The following is a 16,018-nucleotide window of genomic DNA, read 5'->3' as shown; positions in this document are numbered from 1 at the left end:
GAGCTTAGCTTTCTTAACTATTCTTCTTCATCTGCCAAAAATGTATTTAATACTTCGTCAATCATGTTCCATTCTTCTTCAGTTTCGATCGCTTGTAAATCACCAGAAGTCCCATCTGGATTTTCTTTATAGGAGTAAGCTTGAATTTCTACTTCTTCTTCTTCATTTGCTCCAGCTGGATAAATAAGGACATAGGATTTATTATAGTCTTGTGAATCAAAGGTGAATAGAATTTCATATAACGATTCATTGCCTTCTTCATCGACAACAGTAATGTAGTCAATTTCTTTTTCTGCGTGTTCATGATTATGTTCTTCTACCATCTTAACACCCCTATTTCTTATAATCTAAGTAATTTTGTAAAATCATCACTGCCGCTAATTTATCAATTACTTTTTTGCGTTTTTTACGTGAGACATTCCCTTCTTCAATCAGCATCCGTTCTGCTTGAGAAGTAGTCAATCGCTCATCTTGATAAATAATTTGACAGTCTGGGACAATTTTATGCAGTTTTTCACCAAATTTTTGGGAAGCCTCTGCTCTTGGTCCTAATGTATTGTTCATATTTTTTGGCAAGCCAATAATGACTTTATCTACTTTATACTCTTCGATGAGTTCTTGAAGGCGTTGATAACCAAAGTTATCCGATTCTTCATCAATCGGTATAGTTTCGATTCCTTGGGCTGTCCAACCCATTAAGTCACTAATAGCAACCCCTACCGTTTTAGAACCCACATCTAAGCCCATGCTGCGATTTCCAATTGGCATGAACTAAGACTCCTTCTTAGTTAGATAATACTTGACTAATTTTTCGACAATTTCATCGCGTTCATGACGACGAATGAGGTTACGCGCATCATTGTGACGTGGAATATAAGCCGGGTCACCTGATAAGAGATAGCCCACAATTTGATTGACAGGATCATACCCCTTCTCCTCCAATGCGCGATAGACAATCTCTAAGCTCTCGCGAACTGTATGTTGGTTTAAATCATCTAACTTAAAGAGTATTGTTTCATCTAATGATTGCATAGATGTATTCACCGAACCTTTCTTAATCTCATCAACTTAATACATCCCTAGTTGATTTGTTAGCTATTATCTCCAGTTTACCATAAATCCCTATAAAAAGGCTCTTATTGTGCTTTATTTATAGCTTTTTCACTATTAAAATTGTGTTTCAGGCTAGATCAGTCTATTCTCAATCTCTTGCGGCACTGCTTCTAATAACTGAGGAATAGCCGCTGGATTTTTACCCCCTGCTTGCGCCATAGTCAAACGACCTCCTCCACCACCTTTAATATGTTTTGCTAATGGTTTTATTAAATCTCCCGCATTAATGCCCTTAGCCACTGTTTCTTGATCGACTAAAACTAACAGATTAGCTTTTCCCTCATGAGAAGTGGCTAAAACAAGGATATTAGAAGCAGCTTTTTCTCGCCATGTATCGCCTAAAGATCTTAAAGAATCCATATTTTGATTGTCTACGCTGGCTGCAATAAAGCTAATGTCTTTAACTGTTTGAACATCATCAAAGATTTCATCTGAAGCTTCCTGCATTAAGCGTGCAGTCAAGGAGTCGATTTCAGATTGCTGTACTTTAAGATCCTGTTGTAACTGTTCAATCTTGCTTAGCAGTTGATCACTTTGGCTAACTTTCAATTGATTTTGAACTTCTTTTAGTAGCGATTCGTTCTTTTGATAGTTGGCGATAGCTGCTTGACCTGTTAAGGCTTCAATGCGGCGCAATCCTGCTCCTATACCACTTTCAGCCATTAATTTAAAGGTTCCAATCTCATTAGTATTGTTAACGTGAGTTCCTCCACACAATTCGATGGATTCATTGCCTACATTAACTACGCGAACAATTGACCCATATTTTTCACCAAAGAGTGCCATGGCTCCCATTGCTTTTGCTTCATCAATTGGCATTTCACTTATGTCAACATTAATAGCGTTTTCAACCATAAAGTTTACATAGGATTCCACTTGTTTAAGTTCTTCGGCTGACATTTTACCAAAATGTGAAAAGTCAAAACGTAAGCGATCTGGCCCCACATACGATCCTTTTTGATTAGCGTGGTCCCCTAAAACTTCTTTTAAGGCCTTATGTAATAAGTGAGTAGCTGTATGGTTTTGATTGGTCCTCATTCTGGCTTGACGGTCAACTGTCAAAGTATAAGACTGTTCGCGATTTAACGGCATTTCCAATGTTTTCACCTTATGCATAAATTGACCATGAGGACTCTTTTGAACATCTAGGACCTCTGCCAGCATTTGATCGCCATCAAAAATCCCTCCTAAATCGGCTACTTGTCCCCCCATTTCGGCATAAAAAGGTGAGCGGTTAAAGAATACAATCCCTTCACTATTAGCTGGTAATTGGTCCACTTCTTGGTCATCGACGACAATATATTTCAATGTCGCATCTGAACTTAATTGTTCATAACCCACAAAATCAAACTCATAGTCAATAGCTTGTAGAGTTGTCGATTGGATCGCCATCGATCCTTCATCTGTACGTGCGGCACGGGCTCTTTCTCTTTGTTCTTCCATGGCTGTCTCAAAACCTTCAATGTCTACTGTTAGCCCTTCTTCATCAGCCATTTCTTGCGTCAATTCAAGTGGGAAACCGAAGGTGTCATATAAATGAAAAGCCCTGTCTCCATTAATAACCGTTTGGCCTGCTTGACGAACCGCATTAATCACTTGATGAAGTTGGACTTCGCCTTCTTCAATTGTTTCATGGAAACGTTGTTCTTCTTTTAAAAGTACTTCTTTAACAAAGTTTTCTTTTTCGATGAGCTCTTTATAAGGATCACCCATCATAGCCACAATAATTGGCACTAAATCTGAAATAAACAGATGATTAATTCCTAATTTACGACCATGCATAACTGCACGACGGATTAAGCGTCTTAAGATATAGCCGCGTCCTTCATTAGAAGGTAAAGCTCCATCAGCAATAGCAAAGGATACCGCACGGATATGATCAGCAATAACTTTAAAAGAGGTATCTGTTTTTACATCATCACCATAATTGACAGTTGTCAATCTACCAATTGCTTCAATGATCGGCATAAATAAATCTGTTTCGAAATTTGTCGGAACATCTTGCATGACCGAGGCCATCCGTTCTAAGCCCATACCTGTATCAACGTTCTTGTTAGGCAAGGGTTGGTAACTTCCATCTGGCATATGATTGTATTGTGAGAATACTAGATTCCAAATTTCTAAGTAACGTTCATTTTCTCCTCCTGGGTACATTTCAGGGTCATCAGCTGAAAGGTTTTGATAATTTTCCCCTCGGTCGTAGAAGATCTCTGAATCGGGACCACATGGTCCGGCACCAATATCCCAAAAATTATCAGCCACAGCCACAATATGATCTTCATCTAAACCACATTTTTCTATCCAAATCTGCTTAGTTTCTTCATCTTCAGGATAATAGGTAACATATAGGCGGTTGGGATCAAAATTCAACCATTTTTCTGAAGTTAAAAATTCCCACGCCCATTGAATGGCTTCTTCTTTAAAGTAATCCCCTATGGACCAGTTACCCAGCATTTCAAATAAAGTATGGTGTCGTGCAGTCACACCAACGTTTTCAATATCGTTGGTACGAATACACTTTTGAACATTGGCAATCTTGGGATTGTCAGGAACTTCAGTTCCATCCATGTATTTCTTCAAAGCAGCAACCCCTGAGTTAATCCATAACAGCGTTGGATCGTTAATTGGAATGAGGTTAGCTGAGGGAACGATTTGATGATTTTTCTCTGCAAAAAAATCTAAAAACATCTGACGTATTTCTTTACTCTTTAATGGTTTCATGCCGCATTCTCCTTCAATAAAAATAAAGAGTCATTATATGCAAGGGCGCTTAACCACGGTACCACCTTGCTTATAATAACTCTTGGTTATCTTCTTAAGTGACTGTTAACGCCAGCAAAACGCCAATCTTTCGAATGGTCCGTATGAGGGAGCATCAATGTCTTGATTACTTGCACCAAATGTAATCTCTCTAGAATGACCTGACATGTCCTCTACCTTTAGTAATATAGCAATTTTTATAAAAAAGGTCAATCCTGAATAAAAAAATCTTGCCAGTTAGTATATAATCATTAATAGAAAGTTTTTCATTGAAAAGTAGGTGATCGTACGATAAATTCTTTAGTAAAAGCCTAGGCATCCATAACACCTTTAGAAAATCAAGGAATTGAAGAAAGATAGAAGTTGTAACAAGTTATATAATTAATCTTGAGGACCAGTTATTAAATTAAAATTAGCTAAATAATATTTATAAAAGGTGGTGAAACTTATGAATAAAGATAATCACAAGAAAGATTTAAAAATTGAAAACATTTTGAAAATCTTTCCAATTATAGGCATGATTGGCGTAATCATAATTATATCCGTCTTGCTATCAGGCTTGCCTAAGTCTAATCCACTTTTTTCGATTGGATTGTCCTTAGGGTTAGCTTTACTTTTTATTTCAACAGTAGTGTATATTGCCACATGGCTGATGGAAATAAATTTAGCTTATAGTAGAAAACAATATTCTCTGATGGCCATCTTGATAATCGTCGGCATCCTTTCTGTTTTATTTGAAATTATAATCAATAGATAATGCGATTGAAGTTTTAATTATCAAAACCCCCTAAAGAAACATTCTTTAGGAGGTTTTGCTAGTTACTATTAAAATCACACAAAGAAAGCTTTATTACTATACAAAATCTTCCGGCTTGAGTCCTTCCATGCCAATCATGGGATCGACTTGCCAGATGGTTTGGTCATTTAAGACAAAGCTTTCTTTTGACATTTTGCTTTCTGCTACTTGAGTAACACTTGCTGTATCATCCTCTTGCTTTTTGCTTTTTGTCAGCTCACGCTTCTTTGCTTGCTCAGTCAAGTTTAATTGTAAGTATTCAGCTAATTTGGTTTTGCGTTCTATTTGAACTTGTGAAACCGCCTTATTAAAACTTTGAGGGTTCCCTACCATGACTAAGGATTTGACCGCCCTTGTCACAGCAGTATAGATGATGTCCCTTCTTAACATGCGTGAATAGCGATCAACCAATGGTAAGATGACTAAGTCATATTCTGATCCTTGTGCCTTATGAATGGAACAACAATAAGCCAGAGTCAGCTGATCCAGTTCATTTTTTCGATAATGGATTTCATTGTCATCAAAATCAACAATCACTTCTTCCACATTATTTGAACTTTCTTTTGCCGTTAAGATAGCAGTTATCTTGCCAATATCCCCATTGTAAACACCCTCTTCTGTATTATTTACCAGTTGAAGAACCTTGTCTCCTATACGGTAGACTTGGTCAAAATGTTTTATCTCACGTTTTTTTGAACTAGCAGGATTCAACATTTCTTGCATCAAGTCATTGATCTGATTGATGCCGCCTGGTCCCTTATACATAGGGGCTAGGACTTGTAGCGTTTGGCTATTAAAGCCTTTTTTAATTGCTGCTGCTACAATCTGTCCAACCACATCACTGACTTGCTGAGCAGAGCAAGGGATAAATGAACGGTCATTATGCTTGGCTAAAAAATCCTCTGGCAGATAGCCTTGACGTATATGGTGAGCTAAATGAACGATGGATGAATCATCGGACTGACGATAAATTTTGGATAGCGAAACAGTTGGAATCAGACCCGAATCAATCATATCTGAAAAAACTTTACCTGGTCCTACTGAGGGCAGTTGGTCCTTATCCCCGACAAAGACTACTTGCATTTCATAGGGAATGGCTTGTAGCAACCAATTCATTAACCACACATCAACCATTGACATTTCGTCGATAATTAAAAGGCTGCCATCAATTATCATCGGTTCAAAGTCTCTTAGCGTCGACTCACGATTATAACCAATTAAGCGGTGAATGGTAGAAGCTGGCAAATGAGAAGTTTCTTGCATCCGTTTAGCCGCCCTGCCTGTCGGAGCCGCCAAACGGATTGGAGAATCAAAATTATCCTCATTTAGATCGGCCAGATCATAGCCATGTAAGATAGCATGTAAATAAATGAGTCCTTGTACCAAGGTTGTTTTTCCGGTTCCTGGACCTCCTGTAATAATAGAGAGAGGGGATTGAATGGCTAATTTTAATGCCTGCTGTTGCTCTTGATCATAGTCAATTTTAATTAAGGCCATAACATCCTCAATGGCTTGATCAATCTCTTCTGCTTCAAATCGCTTAACTTGTTCAGCCATCAGATAGTCGTGAATCTTTTTACTACTTCCGTACTCTGCGTAGAAAATTGAGGGAATGACAAGATCTTCTCCTAGCACTAACAGCTGGTCTTGAATAATTGCAAGATCCAACCCCTTGGTCAATAAATCATCCTCAATCAAAAAGGGGCGACTTTTTTCTAGGAGGTCGCGTGCAGTTCTCAACGAATCCGGTATCGGTACATAGGTATCTCCTTGATCGGTAGAAATTTGTGCCACCGCCATGGTAATAGCTGAAGCAATTCGTTCAGCGGCGTCGGGTTGAATGCCTAATTGTTCTGCTAACTTATCGGCCTTAGTGAATCCGATTCCTTCAATCTCTATTACTAATTGATAGGGATTTTCTTTTATTTGTTCCAGTGTATTCGATTGGAATTTCTTATAGATTCTATCTGCTAAATTAGGACCAAAGCCCCATTCGCTTAACTGCATAAAAATACGTTCTGTTCCTTGAAATTTTAAAAGACTGGCCCTTAATTGATTGGCAACTTTAGCTGTTAAACCACTCACTTTGTCTAAAGCATTGGGATCATCAAGGATTTGATCAATTGCCGTTTCCCCTAATGACTCTACGATTTTTGTGGCTGTTTTAGGACCTACTCCTTTGAAACGATTGCTGGACAAATAATCAATTAAGCCCCTGCGTGAAGTCGGCATCAATTGCTGGTAGCGAGTGACTGAAAATTGCTGTCCAAAACGTGGGTGGTGGACTAATTTTCCAAAAAATTGATAGGGCGTATCGTAATGGATCGTAGTAAATTGACCCGTAATAACCAATTCTTCGTCTACCAAGAGACTCGTTTGATCTAAATCTACACTAATGCGCAAGACCTTATAAAAATTTTGGTCATTTTCGAAGATGGTACTTTCCACGCTACCTACTATTAATTCTTCCATCCACTCTCACCTCACTTGTATGTCTTATTATATCAATCTTTTTTATTAAGAACTAGAGCTTGCCATTCAAAGCTTGCCTAAGACTCTTAATATGTCCATAAAAAAATCACCCTAAATGCTCAGGGTGACTGACAGTTAAATATATTGCCGCATTTGATTATCTTTATAGGCCGCATCAATAATGCCACCTCCTAGACACTCTTGGTCTTGGTAGAAAACTACCGCTTGTCCAGGCGTAATGGCTCGTGCTGGTTCATCAAAAACCACTCGTGCTTTTTTCCCTTGGTCATAAATCGTCACTTCTGCTGGAACATCTTCTTGACGGTAACGAAATTTAATAGTGCATCTAAAAGTCCGATCACTCTTATCACCATCTGTAAAAGAAAGATCCGAAGCTTCTAAGTAATCAGCATATAAATGCGGATGGTGGAAGCCTTGGCCTACATAAAGTGTTTGAGTAGCCATGTCCTTGCCAATCACAAACCAAGGCTCATTGGAGCCATTCGATCCAGTAGATCCGCCTATACCTAAACCATGTCTTTGCCCAATTGTATAGTACATCAATCCCATATGGTCGCCTTTCACTTCACCATCTAAAGTTTTCATTTTACCCGGTTGGTTGGGTAAATAATTAGATAGAAATTGGTTAAAATCTCTCTCTCCAATAAAACATACCCCAGTAGAATCTTTCTTCTTAGCGGTTGCTAAGCCTGCTTGGGCAGCAATTTCACGCACTTGTGTTTTTTCCAAGTGTCCAAGTGGGAATAAAGCTTTTTGTAATTGCTGTTGAGATAATTGATTAAGGAAATAAGTCTGGTCTTTCCTTTGATCCGATGCACGCAACAAATGAACCTGTCCTTTGTCATCTCTTGCTGCTTGGGCATAATGACCCATGGCAATATAATCCGCCCCTAATTCGGTGGCATAATCTAAGAAGGCCTTGAATTTGACTTCTTTATTACACATAACATCCGGATTGGGTGTTCGTCCCTTGCGATATTCACTTAAAAAATATTCAAAAACGCGATCCCAATATTCTTTTTCAAAATTAACTGAATAATAGGGAATACCAATTTGTTCAGCGACTAAGGCAACATCTTCATAATCTTTAGTAGCCGTACAAACACCATTTTCATCCGTATCATCCCAGTTCTTCATGAACAGACCGACCACGTCATAGCCTTCTTCCTTTAGTAATAAGGCGGCTACCGAAGAATCGACACCTCCTGACATACCTATCACTACTCGCGTTTGTGCTTTATCTTTTGTTGGAGTCATTGGGTCTTCCTTTCTTTTAATATTTATATAAAGATTAAAAACGAACTCACCTTGAATGGAAAGTCCGTTTAGATACATTCAAAACTATTTTCTATTTTACTTCAACTAGAACGTTTCGGTCAACAAATCCGTCGAAAATGAAATTTATTTTTTCAATTACCATCTCGTTGTTGGCCAGGCTGAACACATTAACCGCCTGCAAACCGTTAGAATTTACGGTTGAAATTTTTAACCCATTTAAATCAGCATTAACAGTTACCTTTAAAACTAAACCTGTACGATGTGTCGAATCTAATTCTCGTTTGTATAAGTAGTTACCTCCACGTGTTTCATTGAAGCCATTATCTCTTAAAGTATAAGGTCTACATTCTGGACTGACTTCAAAAGTTCGATTGAATCCTAATAATTTTGCTTCTGGTGTAAATGCCATTGTTCTACTCCTTACTATTTATTTATTTTTATAATTGCTTCAATTAATTGATCAATCTCATTTTTAGTCGTATAACGACCAAATGAAATTCGAACACTCTCTTGCCAACGCGCTGGGTTATCTGGGTAATAAGCAGTTAGAATGCGACTGGGTTTTACTGAACCGGCTGAACAAGCGGATCCTGCTGAAAGATAAATGTCTTGCATGTCCATTTGAATAATCAACTGGCTAGCTAATTTTCCTTTAAACCAAATACTGTGTATGCGGTTATTATGATGATTAAGATCACCATTTCTTTGATAGTTAATGCTCACTTCATCTAATCGTTGAAAAAAATATGCTGTTAGTTCTTTAAAATTTCCTTGTAGTTCTTCATACCCCTGATACATCAACTCCAAGGCCTCCACCATACCTAAAATATAAGGAAGGTTTTCAGTTCCTGAACGCTTAGTATATTCTTGATCACCACCTAATAATAAAGGATCTAAGGTCATTTCTTTGTTCCAAGCCTGATAGACCAGAAAACCAATTCCTTTTGGTGCATAAAATTTATGACCTGACCCGTTGAAAGAGCTACAAGGGAAATTTTGTGGGTTAATCGGTTGATAACCAACAGCTTGAGTGGCATCAACATGGAACCAGTAGCCCTTTTGCTTAGCATATTGACCTAGGTCTTGGATAGGAAGTTGAGAACCCACTTCATTATTTACTGCCATAGCTGTCCAACCGATGGTCGTTTCTTTACTGGCTTCAATAAATTGCTGTAGTGTGAATTGATGGTTAGAGTCCGGCTGAATTCGGCTCACTTCAAACCCTCTGTTTTCTAAATCAAGAAGAACCTTATCCACTGCTGAATGTTCAATTGCTGTGGTAACAATATGATTACCTAGACCTAAATCACGTGCTCGAACAGCTTGTGATCGCAGTGCCCAATTGATGGCCTCTGTTGCACCGGAAGTGAAGTACAAATCAGCGTTTTCATCTAATTTTAACAACTCTTTTAAGCGTCGACGCGCTAAGGTCAACTTATTTTTACTTGCCTTTCCTAGCTTATATGTAGCAGAAGGGTTTCCAAAAGATTCTGCTAAAGCATGAGAAATTCGTGCTTGAACACGGAGGTCGACTGGGGTTGTCGCTGCATAATCAAAATATATCATTGCCTCACCTTTTCATTCCTAATACAACTATTATAACGTATTTTAATGATTTTGAAAGTGTTTACTTATAGAAATAAAAGGCGTATATTAATCAAAAAGAGCCTTTTGTGGTAAACTATACACATTATAAGGAGGTTTCCTAATGCAACAACCTTTAGCTTATCGCATGCGGCCGCAGCACATTGATCAAATCTTGGGACAAACTCACCTTGTAGGATCTGGCAAAATTATCCGTCGAATGGTTGAGGCCAAACGTCTTTCTTCTATGATTCTATATGGTCCACCAGGTACCGGAAAAACTTCGATTGCTGCTGCTATTGCTGGTACTACGGAATATGCTTTTCGTCATTTAAATGCAGCAACTGATGCAAAAAAAGATTTAGAAGTTGTCGTCACTGAAGCCAAAATGTCAGGTACCTTGATATTACTATTAGATGAAATTCACCGTTTGAACAAGCTTAAGCAAGACTACTTGTTGCCTCATTTAGAAAACGGACGGATTATTTTAATAGGTGCGACTACTGAGAATCCTTACATTTCGATTAATCCTGCCATTCGCTCACGTACTCAAATTTTTGAAGTCAAACCTCTATCCAGTCAAGAGATTCAAGAGGGGTTACAAAGAGCGATTAAGGATGTTGATCATGGCTTGGGCAAGTATCCAGTTGAAATTACCAAAGACACCCTTGAACATTTTTCATCTGTAACAAATGGCGACATTCGTTCAGCCCTCAACGCATTAGAGTTGGCCGTTCTTTCTACAGCTGAAAACGATCAGGGTAAAATTGTAATCACGCCAGAAATTGCTGAAGAATGTTTACAGCGTAAACGATTAAGCCATGACAAAGATGGTGACAATCACTATGATGTCATCTCTGCTTTTCAAAAGTCAATCCGAGGATCAGATGTGGATGCGGCTATGTATTACTTAGCTATTCTTTTAGAAGCTGGCGAATTAGTCATCGCTTGCCGACGTTTGTTAGTTATTGCCTATGAAGATATTGGTTTTGGCAATCCGCAAGCTACTCAACGGACAGTAGCGGCTGTTGAAGCTGCTGAAAAGTTGGGCCTACCAGAAGCACGCATACCTTTGGCTTTCGCTGTGGCAGATTTAGCCTTAAGCCCTAAATCCAACACCTCCTACCGTGCCATTAATGCGGCCCTGGCGGATATTGAAGCTGGACACACAAGCCCAGTACCAGACAGCTTAAAAGATGGACATTATGCGGGAGCAAAAAAATTAGGTCGCTCCATCGGCTATCAAAACCCTCACGATTATCCCAATCATTTTATCCGTCAACAATATCTTCCCGATCCCCTTAAAAATAAGCAATACTTCAAAGCCGAACCAACAGGAAAATACGAAGCTGCTATTAACCAATACTATCAAGAAATAAAAAAACAGCAGAATTAGCTTTACATGAAGGTTTAGTTATGAGTTTCGATTTTTCTTTCTCAATACAATAAGCTACTAACGACTAATGTTGTAAATGCTTTCATTTTTTCAAACAAAACTATTGCAATTCAATCTCATCGTGTTATACTAGGTACATAGGAAATATATCTGATGTGTTCGAGAGATAGTCAATGTGTTGACCGAACATTTTACATTAGGGATTCTTCAATCGAATACCTATGACAAGCCATCGCATGTGGAAGTCAGAAGCATTTCGTGAGAACCCCACCTGATTGCTAGCGGGTTCAACCTAGCTTTATTGAATCGGCACGATTCGGATATATTTTGAGAGCTGGCAATTGCCAGCTCTTTTTTAATGAATCTTTAGATAGAATTGAGGTTAATAATGCTACAAGCTTTGCTCTATGCCTTCCCATCGATATTAGTGATTTTGGCCCTCTATATTTTTTACTTCCGACATTCCTTACTAAAATTGCTCAAGCTACAAGACCTTAGGATTTTCAATTTAATCGCACTAACCTTTTTTTTATTAGCTATTTTAGGCTTTATCTTAATCTATTTACAATTAAAAATTTGGAGTCTTGTCTGGCTAGTCCTTGTTTTGATTTTGATTACCATGGTCTCTGTGCTCATCTACTTTACTCTTAGGTCGCATTAACTCATTCAAATTAAAAGCCCTTCAAAGCTAATAACTTTGAAGGGCTTCGTTTATTTACGTAAGATAACGACTTCTTCTGCTTGGTCTACTTCATTTAATTTGACTGCCACTTTTTCTTCGCTGGATGTCGGGATATTTTTACCGACGAAATCAGCGCGAATTGGGAGTTCACGATGACCTCTATCCACCAGTATTGCCAATTGAATTTTGGCTGGACGATCTGACGATAGAATCGCATCCAGTCCTGCTCGAATGGTTCGACCTGTATATAAAACATCATCCACCATAATCACAACTTTATCACGCATTGAGTGAGAAAAGTGAGGGGGTTGAACAACAGGTGCTTCATTTTTAAACTTGTGGGTCAAATCATCACGGTAAAAAGAAATATCTAACTCTTCTAGCTCTACTTGAATAGCTTCAATTTGCGAAATTTTTTCAGCTAAACGATGGGCTAAATATATGCCTCTTGTTTTAATTCCTACTAATACTAATTCTTGGACGTTCGGATTCCGTTCGACAATTTCGTGGGCCATTCTCTTTAGAGTTCTATTGATCGCTTGCTCATCTATAATAATATTTTCAGCCATTCATGTGTCTCCTTCAGTTTGGTATCTCTAGACTTCTTTATTTTCTTCCCTTAATAATATACCAAAAGAACGTCATTCTCAAATGAGAATAACGTTCATACCAACTTATCTTAATGATTATTTTTGATTTTTAAGACGCTCAACGTCACGAGCAATCGCAATTTCTTCGTTAGTAGGAATGTTGATAACTGTTACCGTAGAATCATCTGTAGAAACGATGGCTTCTTGGCGTGTGTTATTACGCTCTTCGTCAATCTTAACACCCATATAACCAAAGTTTCTCATAGTGATTTCACGTGTTTCTTTAGAGTTTTCACCGATACCGGCAGTAAAGACAATCACATCTACACCATTCATCACTGCTACATATTGTCCAATGTATTTAATAATACGATTGAAGAAAATATCTAGAGCTAGTTGTGCACGTTCGTTTCCTGCTTCTGCAGCTTCTTCCACATCACGCATATCGGATGAGACACCTGAAATACCGAGTAAACCAGATTTTTTATTGAAGATAGTTACCATCTCTTCAATGCTTTCAATACCTTCCTTTTGCATGATGAATGGAATTGCAGATGCATCGATATCACCGACACGTGTTCCCATTGTTAAGCCAGCTAGTGGAGTGAAGCCCATTGAAGTATCAACAGATTTCCCTTTCTCCACAGCAGTAATTGAAGCTCCGTTCCCTAAATGACAAGTGATAATTTTAAGATCTTCAATGGGCTTACCTACGATTTCAGCTGCACGGTGGGCCACAAATTGGTGACTTGTCCCATGAGCTCCATATTTACGAACGGAGTAATTTTCATAGTATTCGTACGGAATGCTGTATAAATAATTTTCAGCCGGCATTGAAGTATGGAAAGAAGTATCAAAGACTGCTGCCATGGTAGCATGTGGTAATTTTTCTTGGAAAACACGAATTACGACTGCTTCCGCAGGGTTATGTAAGGGGGCGAAATCTCCCAATTCTTCAATGTTTTTGATAACTTGCTCATCTACTAGAGTAGACTCCTTGAAGAGTTCTCCACCAGCTACTACACGGTGTCCGACACCGGTAATTTCTTCAAAGTTTGTGATAACTCCTAAGTCTAGAAGTTTAGTTAGTAATAAATCCACTGCACGAGCATGATCTGCAATATCTTCGACTATTTGAAACTTTTGATCTTCACCATTAGCGTCCGTATATTTAATTTCTAATTTTGAATCGCTTAATCCAATACGTTCAACTAATCCTTTAGAAACCACTGTTTCTTCAGGCATCTCTATGATTTGGAATTTCAAACTTGAAGAACCCGCATTAATCGCCATTGTTTTAGACATTTACAATTTCCCCATTTCTTTGTTAGTTCATATAGGTCTAGTATATCATGTTTATCCTTACACCGTAAATACTGATTCAAAATTTTGTGAAGTTTTTAATAAAGTTTGCTCTGTCCTTCGAAAGTTTAATAATTATTAACTTACTGATAATAATAAAGAATTAATGAATTAAAAAACTTTTTTGGCGCTTTCTATTGATCCCTATCATGCTCTGACTATTTTTAGGATAGCCAATACTTTATTGTGCTTGAGGGTCAAAGTGATGAGTTTTATTAAGATTAAAACTCATATAATCAAGGTCTCAACTTGCCCATCACAACAATTACTCATCAACACCCATTTTTCGACTTTGTTACCCGCTAAATAGCATAATTATACCTTAAATTTTCCGTCATTTTACATACAGGCTGGGTGGCTTTTTCACTGGCTGATGGTCCATATAAAAGTGTTCTGAACAATAGTTAGAATATATTTTTCTTCAGTTGTTCCCACCTTTAGAATTTGTCTCTTTTTCATTAACACCATTCAAAGACTCTTTATCATACCTTAACTCTCTTTATCCGATGGTATTTATATTTTCTTTAACTTTTTACAAAAGTTTTGCTAATTGTACCATCAGGATTTTCTATGATAACTAAATGACCTATTTCTCCCTTATCATTTTGGCTAGGTTGAATAGAATATTCAACTTTCTCAATGGTTTTGTCATGTAAAATATATTCAATCGAAACCAATTCTCCATCTCCATTTTTTAAAGTCATAGTTGTTCCTATGGTGTTTCCTTCTTTATCTTTAAATGCTGACTGTTCAATAGTAGGGACTTTTTCATTTTTTATAAAGGTTTCTTTTTTCAACCCCTCTGCATTCGTAATTATAATTAAATAACCTCGATCCCCGTTTTCGTCTTTATCATAAGTGATTTTAACATCTGGGGCTATTTCTTGTTTGCCAATCAAAATATGTTCGTTCAATAAAACTCGCTCTGCATCATCTTTAACTAAAACAGTGTATCCTATAATACTTCCTTGATTATCCTTAAAAGGGATTTTTTCGATGGTTGGAACTTTTTTGTTTTCCACAAAAACTTCTTCAAAGTCACCATCTGGTTTATAAATAATCACTTTATGACCCGTTCCCTCAGCAATAATTTTAAGCTCAGGTTCTTTGCCATCGGGATCATTTAAAATATGGTGAGTGGCGATCAACTTTTCTTGGCTATCTTTGATGACAAATGTTTTGCCAATAATTTGTTCTTGAAAATCCTTCAAATCTTTAGTTTCAACAACTGGTTGCTCATTTTCAAGATTACTTGACTTGTTTTCTAAAAATATCTTCTCTTCTTCCCCGGTCGGCTTTAAAATATTGACCGTGTATCCATACACACCCCCTCTTTCTGATTGATTCACATTAACTTTTACTGATTTCCCATTGCTATCATTCAAAATGTTCTGACTTAAAATGATATTTCCTTCATTATCTTCAATAATAATGGTCTTACCTATATCATTGCCCTCTCCATCTTTGATTGGCTTTTTATGAATAATCGGTGATTCTCCATAAAGTATGTTTTCCATAACTTCTATCCTCCTCAAGAAACTATAAAGCTATTAAGCTCAATCATTTTTATATAAATAATCATATATCTTTCTGTCTTTAAAAACAACTCGCCCATTTAAAAACTCTCTTCATCCATTTAAGAATGAAGAGAGTCCTATTTAAAGATCTTACACTAGCGTCTTAGCCTACAGTTTATTGATTCTCACTTAGGCGTTTTTTTAATTCTGCTACAGAAATTCCTAAGCCCATTGCCAGCAAAGTAAGACCCATTGCTACATATTCTCCTTCATCAGAACCAGTATTAGGCAGTAAAATCCCTGACTTATTGACAGTTACTTCTTCACCCTTAGGAGTAGTCTGGTCTAGATCTGGTGTTGGATCTGGATCTGGTGTTGGATCTGGATCTGGCGTTGGATCTGGATCTGGCGTTGGATCTGGATCTGGCGTTGGATCTGGATCTGGCG

At 37.7% G+C, this 16,018-nt stretch carries 14 protein-coding genes and 1 other RNA gene; 3 read left to right on the top strand and 12 right to left on the bottom strand.

All coding sequences use genetic code 11. The features are described 5' to 3' along the window. Positions 1–17 precede the first annotated feature (17 nt). The 4 genes from ACQV2G_RS05490 to alaS all read right to left on the bottom strand — a co-directional run bounded on the left by ACQV2G_RS05490 (position 18) and on the right by alaS (position 3,834). On the bottom strand, positions 18–323 hold the full coding sequence (locus tag ACQV2G_RS05490; RefSeq protein WP_428874253.1) for a DUF1292 domain-containing protein: 306 nt from the start codon (positions 321–323) through the stop codon (positions 18–20). 10 nt (positions 324–333) lie between these two features. Beyond that, on the bottom strand, positions 334–768 hold the full coding sequence (gene ruvX, locus ACQV2G_RS05485; RefSeq protein ID WP_428874254.1) for a Holliday junction resolvase RuvX: 435 nt from the start codon (positions 766–768) through the stop codon (positions 334–336). Between the two features lie 3 nt (positions 769–771). After that, positions 772–1,032 carry an IreB family regulatory phosphoprotein gene (locus ACQV2G_RS05480; RefSeq protein WP_428874262.1) on the bottom strand — a complete coding sequence of 87 codons (261 nt, stop codon included), beginning with the start codon at positions 1,030–1,032 and terminating at the stop codon, positions 772–774. A gap of 153 nt (positions 1,033–1,185) precedes the next feature. Further along, the gene (gene alaS, locus ACQV2G_RS05475; protein WP_428876310.1) at positions 1,186–3,834 is read right to left on the bottom strand and encodes an alanine--tRNA ligase; all 2,649 of its coding nucleotides are present in this window, start codon (positions 3,832–3,834) and stop codon (positions 1,186–1,188) included. Between the two features lie 487 nt (positions 3,835–4,321). Between alaS and ACQV2G_RS05470 the strand changes: the two genes are divergently transcribed. Beyond that, the gene (locus tag ACQV2G_RS05470; RefSeq protein WP_428874256.1) at positions 4,322–4,630 is read left to right on the top strand and encodes a hypothetical protein; all 309 of its coding nucleotides are present in this window, start codon (positions 4,322–4,324) and stop codon (positions 4,628–4,630) included. A gap of 96 nt (positions 4,631–4,726) precedes the next feature. Here the strand turns inward: ACQV2G_RS05470 and recD2 are convergent, their stop codons facing one another. The 4 genes from recD2 to ACQV2G_RS05450 all read right to left on the bottom strand — a co-directional run bounded on the left by recD2 (position 4,727) and on the right by ACQV2G_RS05450 (position 10,006). After that, a complete protein-coding gene (recD2, locus tag ACQV2G_RS05465; protein ID WP_428876309.1) occupies positions 4,727–7,141 on the bottom strand; it encodes an SF1B family DNA helicase RecD2 in 2,415 nt (804 codons plus the stop codon). 135 nt (positions 7,142–7,276) lie between these two features. After that, on the bottom strand, positions 7,277–8,419 hold the full coding sequence (gene mnmA, locus ACQV2G_RS05460) for a tRNA 2-thiouridine(34) synthase MnmA (protein ID WP_428874258.1): 1,143 nt from the start codon (positions 8,417–8,419) through the stop codon (positions 7,277–7,279). 91 nt (positions 8,420–8,510) lie between these two features. Then, positions 8,511–8,849 carry a cysteine desulfurase gene (locus tag ACQV2G_RS05455; protein WP_428874259.1) on the bottom strand — a complete coding sequence of 113 codons (339 nt, stop codon included), beginning with the start codon at positions 8,847–8,849 and terminating at the stop codon, positions 8,511–8,513. A 14-nt stretch (positions 8,850–8,863) separates the two neighbouring features. After that, the gene (locus tag ACQV2G_RS05450) at positions 8,864–10,006 is read right to left on the bottom strand and encodes a cysteine desulfurase family protein (protein ID WP_428876308.1); all 1,143 of its coding nucleotides are present in this window, start codon (positions 10,004–10,006) and stop codon (positions 8,864–8,866) included. A 142-nt stretch (positions 10,007–10,148) separates the two neighbouring features. Between ACQV2G_RS05450 and ACQV2G_RS05445 the strand changes: the two genes are divergently transcribed. Beyond that, complete coding sequence (locus ACQV2G_RS05445; RefSeq protein WP_428876307.1) at positions 10,149–11,420, top strand: replication-associated recombination protein A; 1,272 nt, start codon at positions 10,149–10,151, stop codon at positions 11,418–11,420. Between the two features lie 144 nt (positions 11,421–11,564). Continuing rightward, positions 11,565–11,747, top strand: a non-coding RNA gene (ssrS, locus tag ACQV2G_RS05440) — 6S RNA. Positions 11,748–12,131: 384 nt separating this feature from the next. On the opposite strand, the gene pyrR is transcribed toward ssrS, so the two are convergent. The 4 genes from pyrR to ACQV2G_RS05420 all read right to left on the bottom strand — a co-directional run. Continuing rightward, on the bottom strand, positions 12,132–12,671 hold the full coding sequence (gene pyrR / locus ACQV2G_RS05435) for a bifunctional pyr operon transcriptional regulator/uracil phosphoribosyltransferase PyrR (protein WP_428874395.1): 540 nt from the start codon (positions 12,669–12,671) through the stop codon (positions 12,132–12,134). 117 nt (positions 12,672–12,788) lie between these two features. Then, positions 12,789–13,997, bottom strand: coding sequence for an acetate kinase (locus tag ACQV2G_RS05430; protein ID WP_428874397.1), 1,209 nt, complete (start codon positions 13,995–13,997; stop codon positions 12,789–12,791). 581 nt (positions 13,998–14,578) lie between these two features. Beyond that, positions 14,579–15,571, bottom strand: coding sequence for a hypothetical protein (locus ACQV2G_RS05425; protein ID WP_428876306.1), 993 nt, complete (start codon positions 15,569–15,571; stop codon positions 14,579–14,581). A 175-nt stretch (positions 15,572–15,746) separates the two neighbouring features. After that, the coding region (locus ACQV2G_RS05420; protein ID WP_428876305.1) for an LPXTG cell wall anchor domain-containing protein at positions 15,747–16,018 on the bottom strand (272 nt) is incomplete at its 5' end.

The organism is Facklamia sp. P12955 (assembly GCF_050409565.1).
Taxonomy (GTDB): Bacteria; Bacillota; Bacilli; order Lactobacillales; family Aerococcaceae; genus Facklamia.
The sequence above is the reverse complement of the archived record's forward strand: the minus strand, read 5'-3'. Positions and strand labels throughout refer to the sequence as shown.

Bases quoted from the DNA above. Each gene is read 5' to 3' on its own strand.
- ACQV2G_RS05445 (WP_428876307.1), top strand. From the start codon at position 10,149: ATGCAACAACCTTTAGCTTATCGCATGCGGCCGCAGCACATTGATCAA.
- ACQV2G_RS05480 (WP_428874262.1), bottom strand. From the start codon at position 1,032: ATGCAATCATTAGATGAAACAATACTCTTTAAGTTAGATGATTTAAAC.
- ACQV2G_RS05470 (WP_428874256.1), top strand. From the start codon at position 4,322: ATGAATAAAGATAATCACAAGAAAGATTTAAAAATTGAAAACATTTTG.
- ACQV2G_RS05425 (WP_428876306.1), bottom strand. From the start codon at position 15,571: ATGGAAAACATACTTTATGGAGAATCACCGATTATTCATAAAAAGCCA.
- ACQV2G_RS05490 (WP_428874253.1), bottom strand. From the start codon at position 323: ATGGTAGAAGAACATAATCATGAACACGCAGAAAAAGAAATTGACTAC.
- ruvX (WP_428874254.1), bottom strand. From the start codon at position 768: ATGCCAATTGGAAATCGCAGCATGGGCTTAGATGTGGGTTCTAAAACG.
- ACQV2G_RS05450 (WP_428876308.1), bottom strand. From the start codon at position 10,006: ATGATATATTTTGATTATGCAGCGACAACCCCAGTCGACCTCCGTGTT.
- alaS (WP_428876310.1), bottom strand. From the start codon at position 3,834: ATGAAACCATTAAAGAGTAAAGAAATACGTCAGATGTTTTTAGATTTT.
- recD2 (WP_428876309.1), bottom strand. From the start codon at position 7,141: ATGGAAGAATTAATAGTAGGTAGCGTGGAAAGTACCATCTTCGAAAAT.
- ACQV2G_RS05455 (WP_428874259.1), bottom strand. From the start codon at position 8,849: ATGGCATTTACACCAGAAGCAAAATTATTAGGATTCAATCGAACTTTT.
- mnmA (WP_428874258.1), bottom strand. From the start codon at position 8,419: ATGACTCCAACAAAAGATAAAGCACAAACGCGAGTAGTGATAGGTATG.
- ACQV2G_RS05430 (WP_428874397.1), bottom strand. From the start codon at position 13,997: ATGTCTAAAACAATGGCGATTAATGCGGGTTCTTCAAGTTTGAAATTC.
- pyrR (WP_428874395.1), bottom strand. From the start codon at position 12,671: ATGGCTGAAAATATTATTATAGATGAGCAAGCGATCAATAGAACTCTA.